General features: G+C 71.9%; 15 protein-coding genes. 7 read left to right on the top strand and 8 right to left on the bottom strand.

Annotated elements, in window-relative coordinates; genetic code table 11:
* Positions 1–14 precede the first annotated feature (14 nt).
* A complete protein-coding gene (locus AB0412_RS26680; protein ID WP_366405112.1) occupies positions 15–854 on the top strand; it encodes an AraC family transcriptional regulator in 840 nt (279 codons plus the stop codon).
* Here the strand turns inward: AB0412_RS26680 and AB0412_RS26685 are convergent.
* From AB0412_RS26685 to mshA, 3 genes are all read right to left on the bottom strand, one after another.
* Complete coding sequence (locus AB0412_RS26685) at positions 836–1,642, bottom strand: hypothetical protein (RefSeq protein ID WP_366405113.1); 807 nt, start codon at positions 1,640–1,642, stop codon at positions 836–838. The genes AB0412_RS26680 and AB0412_RS26685 overlap by 19 nt on opposite strands.
* Before the next feature lie 72 nt (positions 1,643–1,714).
* Complete coding sequence (locus tag AB0412_RS26690) at positions 1,715–2,215, bottom strand: YbjN domain-containing protein (protein WP_366405114.1); 501 nt, start codon at positions 2,213–2,215, stop codon at positions 1,715–1,717.
* The gene (gene mshA, locus AB0412_RS26695; RefSeq protein ID WP_366405201.1) at positions 2,208–3,545 is read right to left on the bottom strand and encodes a D-inositol-3-phosphate glycosyltransferase; all 1,338 of its coding nucleotides are present in this window, start codon (positions 3,543–3,545) and stop codon (positions 2,208–2,210) included. Before mshA ends, AB0412_RS26690 begins: the two co-directional genes overlap by 8 nt.
* A 285-nt stretch (positions 3,546–3,830) precedes the next feature.
* Between mshA and AB0412_RS26700 the strand changes: the two genes are divergently transcribed.
* The 3 genes from AB0412_RS26700 (at position 3,831) to AB0412_RS26710 (ending at position 7,737) form a co-directional block, all read left to right on the top strand.
* Entirely contained in the window at positions 3,831–4,622 is a 792-nt protein-coding gene (locus AB0412_RS26700) for a class I SAM-dependent methyltransferase (RefSeq protein WP_366405202.1), read from the top strand.
* A gap of 263 nt (positions 4,623–4,885) precedes the next feature.
* Positions 4,886–5,971: an NlpC/P60 family protein gene (locus tag AB0412_RS26705; protein WP_366405115.1), complete on the top strand. Its 1,086-nt coding sequence runs from the start codon at positions 4,886–4,888 to the stop codon at positions 5,969–5,971.
* Between the two features lie 344 nt (positions 5,972–6,315).
* Positions 6,316–7,737, top strand: coding sequence for a fused response regulator/phosphatase (locus tag AB0412_RS26710; RefSeq protein ID WP_366405116.1), 1,422 nt, complete (start codon positions 6,316–6,318; stop codon positions 7,735–7,737).
* Positions 7,738–7,826: 89 nt separating this feature from the next.
* Here AB0412_RS26710 and AB0412_RS26715 read toward each other — a convergent pair whose 3' ends face one another.
* From AB0412_RS26715 to AB0412_RS26735, 5 genes are all read right to left on the bottom strand, one after another.
* Positions 7,827–8,159 carry a DUF2516 family protein gene (locus tag AB0412_RS26715; RefSeq protein WP_260825175.1) on the bottom strand — a complete coding sequence of 111 codons (333 nt, stop codon included), beginning with the start codon at positions 8,157–8,159 and terminating at the stop codon, positions 7,827–7,829.
* Positions 8,160–8,277: 118 nt separating this feature from the next.
* Positions 8,278–8,886 carry a hypothetical protein gene (locus tag AB0412_RS26720; protein ID WP_366405117.1) on the bottom strand — a complete coding sequence of 203 codons (609 nt, stop codon included), beginning with the start codon at positions 8,884–8,886 and terminating at the stop codon, positions 8,278–8,280.
* A 76-nt stretch (positions 8,887–8,962) separates the two neighbouring features.
* Positions 8,963–9,505 (bottom strand): helix-turn-helix transcriptional regulator, encoded by a 543-nt coding sequence (locus AB0412_RS26725; RefSeq protein WP_366405118.1) that lies wholly within the window; start codon positions 9,503–9,505, stop codon positions 8,963–8,965.
* Positions 9,506–9,642: 137 nt separating this feature from the next.
* Positions 9,643–10,383 carry an alpha/beta hydrolase gene (locus AB0412_RS26730; RefSeq protein ID WP_366405119.1) on the bottom strand — a complete coding sequence of 247 codons (741 nt, stop codon included), beginning with the start codon at positions 10,381–10,383 and terminating at the stop codon, positions 9,643–9,645.
* 196 nt (positions 10,384–10,579) lie between these two features.
* Entirely contained in the window at positions 10,580–11,140 is a 561-nt protein-coding gene (locus AB0412_RS26735; RefSeq protein ID WP_366405120.1) for a pyridoxamine 5'-phosphate oxidase family protein, read from the bottom strand.
* Positions 11,141–11,312: 172 nt separating this feature from the next.
* On the opposite strand from AB0412_RS26735, the gene AB0412_RS26740 reads away from it, so the two are divergent.
* The 3 genes from AB0412_RS26740 (at position 11,313) to AB0412_RS26750 (ending at position 13,126) form a co-directional block, all read left to right on the top strand.
* The gene (locus AB0412_RS26740; protein ID WP_366405121.1) at positions 11,313–11,723 is read left to right on the top strand and encodes a VOC family protein; all 411 of its coding nucleotides are present in this window, start codon (positions 11,313–11,315) and stop codon (positions 11,721–11,723) included.
* 279 nt (positions 11,724–12,002) lie between these two features.
* Positions 12,003–12,659, top strand: a complete 657-nt coding sequence (locus AB0412_RS26745; RefSeq protein ID WP_366405203.1) for a glyoxalase — start codon at positions 12,003–12,005, stop codon at positions 12,657–12,659.
* Positions 12,656–13,126, top strand: coding sequence for a pyridoxamine 5'-phosphate oxidase family protein (locus AB0412_RS26750; protein ID WP_366405122.1), 471 nt, complete (start codon positions 12,656–12,658; stop codon positions 13,124–13,126). Before AB0412_RS26745 ends, AB0412_RS26750 begins: the two co-directional genes overlap by 4 nt.
* Positions 13,127–13,144 lie beyond the last annotated feature (18 nt).

Genomic DNA, 13,144 nt, shown 5'->3' on the forward strand with positions numbered 1-13,144 from the left:
TGTACGTTCTTTGCATGGCTCCGCAGCCAGCCACCGAGCAGCAGGTCTCCGCCTGGCGGCCCGGCGTGCCCGGCGTCGTCGAGGTGTTCCACGCCCGCTTCACCGAGTACGCCTACCCGATGCACGTCCACGACGCCTGGACGCTGCTGATCGTCGACGACGGCGCCGTGCGGTACGACCTCGACCGGCACGAGCACGGCACGCCGCACGACACGGTGACCCTGCTGCCGCCGCACGTTCCGCACAACGGCGCCGCGGCCACCGCGGACGGCTTCCGCAAGCGTGTCCTGTACCTGGACGGCACCCACCTGGAGGACCGGCTCATCGGCGCCGCCGTCGACCGGCCCGATCTGCGCGACCCGCTGCTGCGGCGCCGGGTCGGGCAGGTGCATGCCGCGCTGCTGCGGCCCGGTGACGAGCTGGAGGCCGAGAGCCGGCTGACGCTCGTCGGGCAGCGGCTGCGCGAGCATCTGCGGTCCCGGAACGCCGGGCAGCCGCCCCGGCCCGATCCCGTTCTCGCGCGGCAGCTACGGGAATTGCTCGACGAGCACGTCGTGGAAGGGCTGAGCCTGAAGGACGCCGCCGCCCTGCTCGACGCCCATCCCGCCCATCTCGTACGGGCGTTCAGCGGCGCCTACGGCATCGCCCCGCACCAGTACCTGATGTCCCGCCGGGTCGGCCGGGCCCGCCGGCTGCTGCTGGCGGGCGGCTCCCCGAGCCAGGTCGCCCTGGACACCGGCTTCTACGACCAGGCCCATCTCACCCGGCACTTCCGGAAGCTGGTCGGGGTCACCCCGGGGCGTTACCGCGGTGGGCAAGGCCCCGGGGCGGCACGTCACTTCACGTCGACGTAGTCGCCCTTCGCCGTCGCGCCGCCCGTCGTGGACGTCTCGGAGAAGGTCCAGCGCCAGTAGCCGTCGGCGGCGGCCGTGACCGTCGTCCGCAGGGCGCCCGTGGAGCTCGCCTGCACCGTCTTCACCGTGGTGTACGTGCTGGTGCCCGCCTTGCGGAACTGGAGCTTGGCAAGCTTGCCGCCGTACCCCACGTAGGCGTGCTTCACCCAGTCCGCGCGTGTGGCGCTGCCCGTCACGGTGATCGTCCTGCCCTTGGCGACCGGCTCGGGCGAGGCGTTGACGGAGACCCGGGCCGCGCGCTTGACCTGCACGGAGCCGAGGCCGGTCAGACGCTCCTCGGCCTTGATCTTCGTGTCCGTCTTGTCCCACAGCCGCGCGGTGACGGCGATCTTCCAGGTCGTGGCGTCGTTGTGGGAGTCCAGGGTGTAGCGCGGATCGATGTACAGGTCGCCCTCGACGTCCGCGGAGGTCGGGCTGTCCTCGTACAGGATGGTGCCGGCCATGTAGATGCCGCCGTCCTCGGCGCCCGCGGCGGCGGTGGTGCCGTGGTACAGGTACGGGAACGCGTCGATGGTGTGGGGCGTGTAACCCGAGGGCCAGGTCACGCGGAAGCTGACGCTGGGGAACTTCTCCTCGCTGACGCCCACGACGATGGGCTTGCCGTCGTTGACGACCATGCCGGTCACCGTGATGCCGGTGTCCGCCGCCTGAGCGGCCGGTGCGCCGAACGCCACGAGGGCGAGCGCCCCCGCGAGCGCGGCCACGGTGCCGGTTCTGCCAGTGCGCATGCACAACCTCTTAGCTGGTAGGGCTTGACCAGCGTCACAGACCGCCCGGACCCCCCTGAGGTTGTACGGCGGTCATTCCTTCGTACGCCGGGTGAGATGCGCGAACGCCTCCAGGTTCCGCGTCGACTCCCCCCGCGAGACCCGCCACTCGTACTCCTTGCGGATCGCGGAGGCGAACCCCAGCTCCAGCAGGGTGTTGAAGGCGCCGTCCGCCGCTTCCAGCACCTGGCCGAGCAGGCGGTCGATCTCGTCGGGGGTGACGGCGGCCAGCGACAGCTTGGCGGTGACGTACACGTCGCCGAGCTGGTCCACCGCGTAACTCACGCCGTACAGCTTGAGGTTGCGCTCGAGGAGCCAGCGGTGGACGCCGGCCTCGTTCTCGTCGGGGTGGCGGACGACGAAGGCGTTCAGCGACAGCGAGTGGCGGCCGACGATGAGGGAGACCGTCGTCGACAGCTTGCGGGTGCCGGGGAGTTTCACGACGTAGGTGCCGGGTGTCGTGCTCTCCCATGCGAGGTCGGCGTCCTTCAGGGCCGCCTCGATCACCTGCGCCGCCTTCTCTGCGTCAGCCATGGTGCGAGCGTACGTGACGGCGGTGGGCCTGGGTCGCGGCCGTGTAGACGTCGGCCGTGGCGGCCGCGGCCGTGTCCCAGCCGAAGGACTGGGCGTGCCGGGCGGCGGCGGCGCCCATGCGGGACGACAGCTCCGCGTTGTCGGCGAACTCGCGCAGCACGCGCGCGTAGGCGGCGGGGTCGTGGCCCTGCACCAGGAAGCCGGTGCGGCCGTCCCGTACGGCCACCGGCAGGCCGCCGACGGCCGCCGCGAGCACCGGGGTGCCGGCTGCCTGCGCCTCTATGGCGACCAGGCCGAAGGACTCGCTGTAGGACGGCATGACGAGGACGGAGGCGGCGCGGAACCAGTCCGCGAGCTGTTCCTGCCCGACGGGCGGGTGGAAGCGCACGACGTCGGCGATGCCCAGACGCGCGGCCAGCTTCTGCAGCCCCTCCGGCTTGGCGAGGCCACTGCCGCTGGGGCCGCCGACCACGGGGACGCAGAGCCGCGAGCGCAGTTCGGGGCGCTCGGCGAGCAGGACGGCGACCGCGCGGAGCAGCACGTCGGGCGCCTTGAGGGGCTGGATGCGGCCCGCGAAGAGGGGGATCACCGCGTCCTGGGGGAGACCGAGGCGGGCGCGGGCGGCGGCGCGGCCGTCGGCGGGGCGGAAGCGGGCGAGATTCACACCGGGGTGGACGACGGCGACCTTGGCGGGATCGGCCGCGTAGTGCCGCACGAGTTCGTCGGCCTCTTCGGCGGTGTTGGCGATCAGCCGGTCGGCGGCGGCGACGATCTGGGTCTCGCCGATGACGCGGGCGGCGGGCTCGGGGGTGTCGCCGTCGGCCAGGTTGGCGTTCTTGACCTTGGCCATGGTGTGCATGGCGTGCACCAGGGGGACGCCCCAGCGCTGGGCGGCGAGCCAGCCGACGTGGCCGGAGAGCCAGTAGTGGGAGTGGACCAGGTCGTAGTGGCCGGGGCGGTGACCCGCCCACGCCTGCATCACGCCGTGCGTGAAGGCGCACAGCTGGGCCGGGAGGTCCTCCTTGGCGAGACCCTCGTAGGGGCCGGCGTCGACGTGCCGGACGAGGACGCCGGGGGCCAGTTCCACGGCGGGCGGGAGGGCGGCGGCGGTGGCCCGCGTGAAGATCTCGACCTCGATGTTGATCGCGGCGAGGCGCTGCGCGAGTTCGACGATGTAGACGTTCATGCCGCCGGCGTCGCCGGTGCCCGGCTGGTGCAGCGGGGAGGTGTGCACGGAGAGCATCGCCACCCGGCGTGGCCTGCGGTGCAGCCGCAGGCGCGGAGGGGTGGACGGGGAGCGCCGACCGAGCCTCGCGATGTACTGGCTCACGTGGCGTTCCTCCTCGCTGCGGGCAGGCATGGCTGCGGAGGGGATGCGGCTCCTCCGGTGGGTGAACAGCGGAAGGGCACGTTCCCATTTCCGTGCAGCAGCCACGGAACGCTTCTTTGCCGAATCATTACCGGACATCGCTCAACCGTTCGAGACCGGGGTGCGTAGCACCGAAAGGACGGGCGCACGGCCCCGTCCGCGTACCCGCATACCCTCGTACGTATGACAGCCCGCGCCCTCCCGCTCCCCCACGCCCGGCTGCGCTCGCGCGCGGGGACGCCCGTCGTGGGCTCGGTGACGCGCGGGACCACCCACCCCAACCGGCTGCGCCGGATGGACCGCTGGATCGCCGCCACGCACGGCGCCGAACTGCGCCGCGCCGCCGATCCCGTCGCCGTCGACCTCGGCTACGGCGCCTCCCCCTGGACGGCGGTCGAACTGCTGCACCGGCTGCGCGGAGCTGCGCCACGCACGCGCGTGGTGGGCGTCGAGATCGAACCGGCCCGGGTCGCGGCGGCCCGCCCCTACGAGCGCGAGGGCCTGCGCTTCCGGCACGGCGGCTTCGAGATCCCGGTCGACGGACGGCCCCTCCTTGTCCGTGCGGCGAACGTGCTGCGCCAGTACGACGAGGCCGAGGTCGCCGGCGCCTGGCAGCGGCTGTGCGCGCGGCTGGCGCCCGCCGATCCGGCGACGGGTTCGCGCGGCGGGCTGCTCGTCGAGGGCACCTGCGACGAGATCGGTCGCCGGCACGTGTGGGTCGCCCTCGGCCCGGAGGGACCGCGCACGGTCACCTTCGCGACCCGGCTCGGCTCCCTCGACCGCCCCTCCGACCTCGCGGAACGGCTGCCGAAGGCGCTCATCCACCGCAATGTCCCGGGCGAGCCGGTGCACGCCTTCCTGCGCGACTTCGACCGCGCCTGGGCGGCCGCCGCGCCCTACGCCTCCTACGGCGCCCGCCAGCGCTGGATCCGCGCGGTGCGCGACCTCACGGCCGACTGGCCGGTGACCGACCGGCCGGCGCGGTGGCGGCAGGGGGAAGTGACCGTGCGATGGGAGGCGTTGGCGCCGCGCGCCTGAGGTTTCGCCGCGTCTGAGGTCCCCCCGCGTCTGAGGTCCTGCCGCGTCTGAGGTCGCGCCGCTTCTGCGTCCCCACGGACGGTGGATCGGCGGGAACGATCTCCGTGAGTCGTTCGTCACATCGGCGGGGCGATCGTCGTGCCGGGTGTGCAACGGAAGGAGGGACGGGCAGTACTCCCTCTGTACGGTGCGCGCACCGGCGTGGCAGCATCCCCCGGACGACCGAATGTTACTGACGGTAAATCAGTTTGGGGGACCGGTTCATGAGGACGGGCAAGGGCGGTCTGCTCACGGCGGCCGTGACCGTGGTCTGCGCGGTCACCGTACTGGCGGCACCGGGAACGGCGTTCGCGAACCCGACCCCCACACCGTCCCCGAGCGCGAGCACATCCGCGGGCACCCCCGCCACCACCGCCGAACTCGAAGCCGTACGCAAGAAACTCGCCGGCCTCTACCGCGCCGCGGCCGTGGCCACCGAGGAGTACAACGCGGCGGAGGAGAAGGCGAAGAAGCAGTCCGCCGAGATCATCCGACTGGCCAAGAAGATCGTCAAGGGCAAGGCGAGGCTGGAGGAGTTGGAGGACCGCGCGGGCGCCGCTGCCGCCGCCCAGTACCGCGGCGGCGGGCTGCCGCCCGAGGCGCACCTGATGCTCAGCGACGATCCGCAGGAATTCCTCGACGGGGCCGGCCGGGCGCGCCAGGGCCAGCACGCGGCCAAGGGGTTGCTCGCCGAAATGACCCGCACCCAGGAGGACTTGGAGCAGTACGCCAAGGACGCCGAGGGACAGTGGCGCAAGCTGGAGGCTGGCCGCAAAGCCAAGGCCAAGGCGCAGAAGAAGATCGAGAAGCAGATCAAGGCGGCCGAGAAGCTCGAGGCCACGCTGGAGGAAGAGGAGCGGGAGCGCCTGGCCCGGCTGGAGGAGGAGGCCGCCGAGCAGGCGCAGAGCGCCTGGCTGAGCTCCGGCATCCTCGACGACATCAAGGGCGAGGCCACCGCACAGGGCAGGAAGGCCATCGCCTACGCCACCGCGCAGATCGGCAAGCCGTACCAGTGGGGCGCCGAGGGCCCGAAGGCGTACGACTGCTCCGGGCTCACCTCACAGGCCTGGCTGTCGGCCGGGACGGGCATCCCGCGCACCTCGCAGGAGCAGTGGAAGCAGCTGAAGCGCGTGGACATCCGGGACATGCGGCCCGGTGACCTCATCATCTACTTCGACGACGCGAGCCACGTCGGCATGTACGTCGGGGACGGCGCCGTCGTGCACGCCCCGCGGCCGGGGCGGACGGTGACGATCGCGGGGGCGGGGTCGATGCCGATCCTCGGGGTGGTCCGGCCCGACGCCGGCTGACCGGTCCCACCGCGCCCCGCACCCCGCCAACACGCAGGTGACATGGGCCACGTGACCCAGGGCACGGTGATCACGCCCCCAAACCAGGCGTGGACGTGACGTTCGTCATCCCTGGGGCATCTCCGGCCTGTCCAACTGCGGTACTAAACGCGGCATATGACAGTGGCCGATGGCCGAGCGGCGTGCCTCACACCATTCCGCTGCGGCGGCGACACCCGCTATGGTCCCCGTTCGAAGGGGCATCCCCCGCTCGCACGACGCACAGTCGCGACGTGCGGTCCGGGGAAGGGCCGCGATCCCTCGCCCCCGCCATGCCCTCGGGGGGAGGGAAGGAACCCGGAACAATGCCCGTACCCGTACCGCGGCAGAGAGCGATCCCGGCCGCGGAAGGCGGTCAGGCGCACGCCGCGTCCCACAACGGCGGCACCACCAAGGTCTCCACGGAGGCCCTGGCAGGCGCCCCGCGCACGGCAGGCCAGGCCGAGAACGTCACGGACCAGGCCAGGACCGCGCCGGGGAGGGCCGAGACGACCGCCCACACCAACCTCACCCTGCTGCTGATCGAGGACGACCCGGCAGGGTCGCCGATCGTGCCGGACCTGCTCGACCAGGCCGGCAAGCCGATCCGTGTCCGCACCGCCCGCAACCTCACCGAGGCCGAGCGGCTGCTGACCGACGACGTCCACTGCATCCTGCTGGACCTCGCGCTGCCCGCGCCGGGCCGGACGAGGAGCGGTGACAACGCTGCCGACGGCAGTGGCGGCGGCGATGACCACGACGAGCTCGCGGTGCTCAAGCACGTACTGGAGCTCGCGCCCCGGCACGCCGTGCTCGCGCTGACCGCGTCCGGCGACGCCGAGCGCGGCGCGGAGGCGGTGCGCGTGGGCGCCCAGGACTACCTCTTCCGCGACGAGCTGGACGGCCGGCTGCTGAGCCGCGCGATCCGGTACGCGGTGGAGCGGAAACGTTCCGACTCCGCGGAGCGGAGGCTCGCCGAGGGCCGGGTGCGCGCCCAGGAGAACCGCCGGCTGGAGCGCGGCCTGCTGCCGACGCCGCTGCTGGAGGGCTCCTCGCTGCGCTTCGCCGCCCGCTACCGCCCGGGCCGGTCGCGCGCACTGCTCGGCGGCGACTTCTACGACGTCGTCCGCACCTCGGACGGCACCGTGCACGCCATGATCGGCGATGTCTGCGGGCACGGCCCGGACGAGGCCGCGCTCGGCGTGGAGCTGCGGATCGCCTGGCGCGCGCTGACCCTGGCGGGTCTGTGCGGCGACCAGCTGCTGGGCACGCTGCAGCAGGTGCTGGAGCACGAGCGGGCGGACGACGAGATCTTCGCGACGCTGTGCACGGTGGACATCGCGCCGGACGGGCGCCGGGCGGGGCTGTGCCTGGCCGGTCACCCGTCGCCGCTGCTGGCCCGGCCCGGGTTTCCCGCGCGCCTGCTGCCGTACGACAACAACGGTCCGGCGCTCGGGCTGCTGCCGGGTGCTCGGTGGCCGCGGATGCAGGTGGAGCTGGGTGCCGAGTGGAGCCTGATGCTCTACACCGACGGGCTGATCGAGGGCAGGGTCGGCGAGAGCGGGGAGCGGCTCGGGCAGGACGGGATGGTCGAGATGGTGCGGAGGCAGCTGGCGCTGGGCCTGCGGGGGGAGGAGCTGCTGCAGGCCGCGGTGAACGAGGTCAGGGAGCTCAACGGGGGCGAGCTGACCGATGACGTGGCTGTGCTTCTGCTGGACCGGGGCGGGGTGAGCGGGGACGCGCCGTAGGGGTGCGCTCGCGTTCCCGGGTGCGCGTCCGTTGTGGCTGGTCGCGCGGTTCCCGCGCCCCTGTGGGGCGCGTCCGCTCGCGTCTCTGTCTAGCGGCCGCCGTTGTACGGGCCGTAGGGGCCGTCGCTGCTGGAGCCTCTGGTCCTGCGGCCGCCGCCGGGGAGGCCGCGGAGGGCCGGGCGGACGTCGACCATGTACACGATGATGGCGATCAGGCCGATGATCGGCAGGAACGACAGGATCGGGAAGATCAGGTTCACCACGAAGGCGATCCCGAGGATGATCAGCCAGAACGGCTTGGTCTGCTTGTCCGCCGCGCGGTAGGCGTCCTCACGGCGCGTGGCCGCGTCGATCAGTGCGAAGCCGCTGAAAACGATCAGTGCCATGCTCAGCAGCCACATGAGATTCGCGAAGCCCTGCATCAGCACAACGTCCACCACCCGAGTCGGCTCGTCCCTTACGCGGTCACCGTACCCGCAACCGCCGGCCGGCTACCCGTAGAACGGGCCGGACACCGCGAGAGTGCCCGGCCCGTGATCCTTACTTCGCGGGCGGGGTCGTCTTCTTGGCGGCCGGCGTGGTCTTGCGCGCCGGGGCCTTCTTGGCGGCGGGCTTCTTGGAGTCGTCCGTGACCTCGACGGCGGCCGGCTTCGCCTCGGCCTTGGGCTCGGCCTTCGCCTCGGTGGCGGGCTCGGCCTTGGGCTCGACGGCCACGGCGATGTCCTCGATGTTCTCCGCGGCCTCGCCGCGCCAGGTCTTCACGGTCTGCTCGCCGTGCTCGGCGACCTTCTCGTAGGCCTCCCGGGCCTTGACCGCGTACTCGGCGGCCACGCCCACCCCGCGCAGGGCGAGGTCCTGGGCGGTCTCACCGAGCTTCTTCAGGTCGGCGTCGAGCGAGCCGAGGAGCTCGTTGACCTTGGCCTGGAGGCTCTCCTGCGTCTCCTTGACCCGGGAGGTCGCCTTCTCCTGGACGGCCTTCGGGTCGGTCTTGCGGACGGCCTCGATCCGGGCCGGTGCCTCGGTGCGCAGCTGCTCCACCAGGGCCGGCACCTTCTTGGCCTGCTGCAGCGCGAGGTCGGCGGTACCGGCGGCGAAGTAGAGCGGAGTCGGGTCGCTGAAAGTCTTGCGCAGGTCGTCGGTGATGGCCATGGTGAGGGTCCTCCCGGATGTCGTTTCGGCTGAGGGTTGGGTGATCCGCGGCGGGCGGCCGGTGCCCTGGTCCGGCTCAGCCGGCCGTCTGCTGCGGATCGCTGTCACTGCCGCCGCTCTTGCGGCTACTGCCACCGCTGCGGCCGCGGCGTTCGGCGGACGTGCCGCCCTTGCTCGTGGAGGCATCGCTCCCGGCGACCCGTATCGAGGCGCCGTCCTCCTCGACGGGCTCCTGCGCCGTCTCGGACACCTCACCGTCCTCGGTGCCCCCGAATCCGTTCTCCTTGCGGAACGACTCGTAGATCTGCAGGAGCACCTGCTTCTGACGCTCGGTCAGGGTCGGATCGGCGAGGATCACGGCACGCGTCTCGACCTCGTCCCGGTCCCGCTCGGCGTCCAGGATCCCGGCGCGGACGTACAGCGTCTCGGCGGAGATCCGCAGCGCCTTGGCGACCTGCTGCAACACCTCCGCGCTCGGCTTGCGCAGCCCGCGCTCGATCTGGCTCAGATACGGATTGGACACCCCGGCGGCATCGGCGAGCTGCCGCAGCGACAACTGCGCGCTGCGCCGCTGCTCGCGCAGATACTCACCGAGATTGCCGACGTTGAGCGATGCCATGCCCCCACCTTGCCGCACAGCGCTAACTATTGCAAGCACCTGCTTGCAAGAGTGAGCCAAGGCGCCTCACCGCGGCGCTGTGACTTCCGGCGTGGCCCGGATGGCTCACCGCCCGCTGATGGCCCGGCGGCCCGGCCTCACTTCAGGTGCCGGGTGAAGAACCGGGCCACGGCGTCCCCCGCGTACTGCGGGACGCCGGTGTGTCCGCCCATGGTGGCGTGCAGCGTCTTCTCCTTGGAGCCGAAGGCGTCGAACAGGTCCAGGGCCGCCTGCCGGTCGTTCCCCTCGTCGTCCCACTGCAGCAGGACGTGCAGCGGAACGGTGACCTGGCGGGCCTCCTCGAACATGGCGCGAGGCACGAAACTCCCGGCGAAGAGACCGGCGGCCACGATGCGCGGCTCGACCACCGCAAGGCGAACGCCGATGGAGATCACTCCCCCCGAGTACCCGACCGGGCCGCCGATCTCCGGCAGCGGCAGGAGGGCGTCGAGGGCGGCCCGCCATTCCGGGACCGCCTTGTCGACGAGCGGGAGGACGAGCGCGTCGACGATCTCGTCGCTGACCGGCTCGCCGGCCTGCACAGCCCGGCGCAGGTCGGCGCGGGCCTGCTCGGCGGCGGTCCAACGGGGCCGGTCCCCGCTGCCGGGAAGCTCGATGGTGGCCGCGGCGAAGCCATCCGCCGCGGCCTGCCGGGCCCGCGCCACCAGCCGGGGGTACATCGCGTGCAGGCCGAGCGGGGGGTGGCCGAGCAGGATCAGCGGCGCGGGTGCGGATGCGGATGCGGGCGTCCACAGGATGCCGGGGATCTCGCCGAGGGTGAATCCGCGCTCGAGGACGCCGTCGTCGAGGCGCTGTTCGGACGTGAAGTGAAGGGCCATGGTCGTGCCTTTCGGGAGTGCGCTTGAACGGCGCTCCCGGACGACCTATCGCCCGACCGTGACTCCGAAGGAGAGCACCCATGTCGATCCGTTCACGGGTACCACCTCCTCGTTCTCTCGCACGGCCTCCGCGAAAGTAGCAGCGGCCGCCGTGGTCCGCCTATGGGTTGTCGCGCGGGCTCGGATAGAGCTGGAATCACCGGCGAACGTCCTGGAAGGTGAAGCGGGTGTGGCTGAACACCCGGCCGTCGTGCCCGAAGCTGTACGCCGTGGCGGGTGCCACCGCGAACAGCAGGTCGTCCCCGCCCCGGATGTGGTCGCCGAAACCGAAGAACGTCCCCTCCGGCGAGGTGATGTGGTCGGCGTACTGCTCCTCGAACGCGGCGATGACCTCCTCCTGCCGCGCCGGGTCCGTCACCCGCTCCGCGGTGCCCTCGATCACGATGTCGAGGCCCTCGGAGAGTGAGTTGTGCCCCGTGGTCAGGGCGCAGCGGGGATTCCCGGCCAGGTTCTTCGCCTTCTGCTCACCCCGCCCCGTGCTGAAGTGCAGCGCCCCGTCGTGCCAGGCGGCGATCAGCGGCGTGACATGCAGGCGGCCGTCCGGCCGGACCGTGGTGATCCAGAAGACCTCGGCGTCCCGCATCCGGCGCTGCGCTTCGGCCCAGTCGGTGGCGGTGACGTCCTGGGCGCCGGGGCGCGGGTTGAGCGCGGAGCTGTAGCGGGCGTCGAGTTCGGTCCTGGGTTGCTGAGGAGTCATGCGGAACTCCTTTCCCTGTTCCTGCCACGAAGGCTACGCAGCGGGGCCCGGTGTCGCCCTTCCACGCACGGAAAAGACTCGTCAGCCATGGGGCCGACGGCAGGAGAAGAACAGTCAGGAACGGTCAGGAATCGAGAAGCGCCGCCCCCGGGCCCTGCCTAGCCTGATCGACATGGACATCACGATTCACACCACCGCTCTCCCGCACGACGACCCGGAGGCCTCCGTCGCCTTCTACCGGGACGTCCTCGGCTTCGAGGTCCGCAGCGACGTAGGCAAGGGCACGATGCGCTGGATCACCGTCGGCCCGCCCAACCAGCCCGGCACCTCCATCCTGCTGGCGCCGCCGGCCGTCGACCCCGGGATCACCGAGGACGAGCGCCGCACCATCCGCGAGATGATGGCCAAGGGCACCTACGGCTGGATCCTGCTGGCCACCCCGAACCTCGACGAGACGTTCGAGAAGGTGCAGGCCCGCGACGTCGAGGTCGTCCAGGAGCCGACCGAGCAGCCCTACGGCATCCGCGACTGCGCGTTCCGCGACCCCGCGGGCAACCTGGTCCGCATCCAGGAGCTGCGCTGAGCCCTTCCGGGCCATCGCCCCTCGCCCCCATCACACCCCTCGCACGCCGCCCGCCCGCAAGGGCGGCGGCGTCCTTCATTCACGCACTCGTTCACGCACTCGTTTCACGCTCTCAGTCACCCACTCAGTCGCGCTGAGGAGTCACACATGTGCCAGCCCGAATGGGGACGCGCCCGCACCGCGGCCCTCGCCGAGACCGGCCAGGACGAGACCGGTCAGGACGAGACCGGTCAGGAATCGAGAAGCACCACTCACCCCACCGCACCTAGCGTGAAGGACATGGCAACCATCGAATCCCTCACCCTCGAAGTGGCCGACACCGAGGCCGCCCACCGCTTCTACACCACCGCCTTCGGCCTGGACACGCAGCTGCGCCTGCGGCCCTCTCAGGCCCCCAGCACCGGCTTCCGCGGCTTCACGCTCTCGCTCGTGGTGTCCCAGCCGGCCGACGTCAACGCCTTCGTCGACGCCGCGGTCGCCGCCGGCGCCACGACGCTGAAGCCCGCCGCGAAGTCGCTGTGGGGCTACGGCGGCGTCGTACAGGCCCCGGACGGGACGATCTGGCAGCTCGCGTCGTCGTCCAAGAAGGACACCGGCCCGGCGACCCGGAAGTTCGACGAGCTGGTGCTCCTGCTGGGCGTCGCGGACGTGACCGCGAGCAAGCGCTTCTACGTCGACCGCGGGCTCACCGTCGCCAAGGGCTTCGGCAGCAAGTACGTCGAGTTCGCCACCGGCTCGGGCCCCGTCAAGCTGGCGCTGTACAAGCGCCGCGGCCTCGCCAAGGTCGCCGGCGTCTCCCCCGAGGGGACCGGCTCGCACTGCCTCGCCGTCGGCGGCGACATCGGCTCTTTCACGGACCCGGACGGCTTCGTGTGGGAGGACGCCCCCTCGGCGCCGACGCTCGCGCAGCTCGCGGAAGGGATCGAGACGCAGTGACCGCACCGGACCCGACGATCGCGCCGCCGCGCTCCCTGGCGGAGCGCCTGCGGGACACCCGCGCGAAGCTGGAGAGCGAGATCGATCTCTGGGTCGCGACGGCCGGCTCCCCGGGCGGTGCCCACCTCGTCCCGCTCTCCTACCACTGGGACGGCGCCACGTTCCTCATCTCCACCCCCCGCGCCTCGATCACCGCCCGCAATCTCCTCGGCGACCCCCGGGTACGCCTCAGCCTCGGCCCCACCCGCGACGTCGTCACCGTCGACGGCACCGCCGAGCCGGTGGACCTCGCCGAGCTGGGCGCCGAGACGGCGGAGGCGTTCGCGACCAGGACCGGCTTCGACCCGCGCACACTCGACGAGCCCTACCAGTACTTCCGCATCCGTCCCCACCGCGTCCAGGCCTGGCGCGAGGCCGACGAACTCCCGGGTCGCACCCTGATGCGCAACGGCCACTGGCTCGGCTGACGCCGGATGTCGACGGTC

This window comes from Streptomyces sp. NPDC052012 (assembly GCF_040689265.1).
Lineage (GTDB): Bacteria > Actinomycetota > Actinomycetes > Streptomycetales > Streptomycetaceae > Streptomyces.

Coding starts and splice junctions, on each gene's coding strand:
- AB0412_RS26730 (WP_366405119.1), bottom strand. CDS start 10,383: ATGGCCCTTCACTTCACGTCCGAACAGCGCCTCGACGACGGCGTCCTC.
- AB0412_RS26685 (WP_366405113.1), bottom strand. CDS start 1,642: ATGCGCACTGGCAGAACCGGCACCGTGGCCGCGCTCGCGGGGGCGCTC.
- AB0412_RS26740 (WP_366405121.1), top strand. CDS start 11,313: ATGGACATCACGATTCACACCACCGCTCTCCCGCACGACGACCCGGAG.
- AB0412_RS26715 (WP_260825175.1), bottom strand. CDS start 8,159: ATGCAGGGCTTCGCGAATCTCATGTGGCTGCTGAGCATGGCACTGATC.
- AB0412_RS26735 (WP_366405120.1), bottom strand. CDS start 11,140: ATGACTCCTCAGCAACCCAGGACCGAACTCGACGCCCGCTACAGCTCC.
- AB0412_RS26705 (WP_366405115.1), top strand. CDS start 4,886: ATGAGGACGGGCAAGGGCGGTCTGCTCACGGCGGCCGTGACCGTGGTC.
- AB0412_RS26745 (WP_366405203.1), top strand. CDS start 12,003: ATGGCAACCATCGAATCCCTCACCCTCGAAGTGGCCGACACCGAGGCC.
- AB0412_RS26690 (WP_366405114.1), bottom strand. CDS start 2,215: ATGGCTGACGCAGAGAAGGCGGCGCAGGTGATCGAGGCGGCCCTGAAG.
- AB0412_RS26710 (WP_366405116.1), top strand. CDS start 6,316: ATGCCCGTACCCGTACCGCGGCAGAGAGCGATCCCGGCCGCGGAAGGC.
- AB0412_RS26725 (WP_366405118.1), bottom strand. CDS start 9,505: ATGGCATCGCTCAACGTCGGCAATCTCGGTGAGTATCTGCGCGAGCAG.
- AB0412_RS26720 (WP_366405117.1), bottom strand. CDS start 8,886: ATGGCCATCACCGACGACCTGCGCAAGACTTTCAGCGACCCGACTCCG.
- AB0412_RS26680 (WP_366405112.1), top strand. CDS start 15: ATGGCTCCGCAGCCAGCCACCGAGCAGCAGGTCTCCGCCTGGCGGCCC.